This is a genomic window from Streptomyces sp. NPDC056361, assembly GCF_042262805.1.
Lineage (GTDB): Bacteria > Actinomycetota > Actinomycetes > Streptomycetales > Streptomycetaceae > Streptomyces.
This window is the reverse complement of the sequence record NZ_JBHJQI010000318.1, coordinates 1-1,298: the sequence shown is the minus strand read 5'-3', so window position 1 is coordinate 1,298 and position 1,298 is coordinate 1. Positions and strand designations below refer to the sequence as shown.

The window sequence follows — 1,298 nt, the reverse complement described above, 5'->3', positions numbered from 1 at the left end:
GAGGCCACCAGGAGCACCGGCACGGGCCCGCGCCGGTCGATGGCCCGCCCGCTGAAGGGCAGCACCACCAGTGCGGCCATGGCGAAGACCGCCAGGACGATGCCCGCCGTCGCCGCGCCCAGATCCCGCACCTGAGCGACGTACACATAGAGGTACGGCACCGTGAAGCCGAGTCCGAACGCGCTCAGCGCGCTGCCTGCCTGAATCCGGCGCATCGCTGCGCCCCTCGCCTTGGTCACACTCACCCACTTCGGTCGCAGGTTCAGAGGTGTAGCTCTGAACCTTGAAGACTTCAACACTAAAGTTAACGGCTTAACAGTACACACTGAAGGACTTCAACGCCAACGAGGCGCGTGGGATACTCGCCGCATGTCCGACACCACCGAGCGGTCCGGTCAGCAGGCCCCCCAGGAGCCGAGCCTCGACGAGCAGATCGCCGCCTATCAGCGCGAGTTCCGCGACCTCGACCCCCAGGTCGAGAAGGTCGTCTCCGCCCTCGGCCGCCTGAACCGCCGCATGAACGTGGCGTACGGCCGCCAGCTCTCGGACCTCGGCATCAGCAACGCCGAGTGGGAGGTCCTCAAGACCCTGGTCCTCGCCGGCGAGCCCTACCGGCTCGGCCCCGGCGAGCTCGCCAAGCGCCTCGGCCTCACCCCGGCCGCGATGACCCACCGCATCGACCGCATGGCGGGAGAAGGCCTGGTCACCCGCGACCGCGACGAGAACAACCGCGTCCGCGTGATCGTCGAGCTCACCGACGAAGGCCGTACGAAGTGGCTGGAGGCCATGCGCATGGCCACCGCCTTCGAGGAGGACCTCCTCCAGGACCTCACCACCGAGGAGCGGGGCGTCCTCGGCGAGGTCCTCATCCGTCTCCTCCGCCGCGTGGAGCTCACCCAGCCCGACGCCGGCGGCCGCCTGAAGGACCTCGACTGACCCTCCAGGCGGGGGTTGACACGCCCCTACCGGATGCGTAGTGTTCTCCGAGTTGTCACCGAGCCGGAACGGTTCTTCGACAACCACTCCCGCCGCTGATGCGGCACCTCTCACTCCGCACGATCTCCCCACCGGGACGAATTTCGGCATGCCGAAATTCATTTCGAATGGCTCGATTATGAGCCGCCGGGGAAATCCGCTAGAGTTTGAGACGTCGGAACGGCCCAACAGCCGGAAAGACAAACCCCGCTGACTGGGAATCAGACGCCGAAAGGATCTGATAGAGTCGGAACCGCCGGAAGGGCCCGGAGCGAAAGCGAAAGGGACCGGAAAGCACCGAGGAAATCGGATCGGAAAGATCT

Annotated in this window: 1 protein-coding gene and 1 pseudogene; one reads left to right on the top strand and one right to left on the bottom strand. The window is 66.2% G+C overall.

Annotation, left to right across the window (positions count from 1 at the left end; all coding sequences use genetic code 11):
• Positions 1-215: pseudogene (locus ACFCY7_RS40480) on the bottom strand (MFS transporter); the annotation flags it as partial.
• A 154-nt stretch (positions 216-369) separates the two neighbouring features.
• On the opposite strand from ACFCY7_RS40480, the gene ACFCY7_RS40475 reads away from it, so the two are divergent.
• A complete protein-coding gene (locus ACFCY7_RS40475; protein WP_376491083.1) occupies positions 370-936 on the top strand; it encodes a MarR family winged helix-turn-helix transcriptional regulator in 567 nt (188 codons plus the stop codon).
• Positions 937-1,298 lie beyond the last annotated feature (362 nt).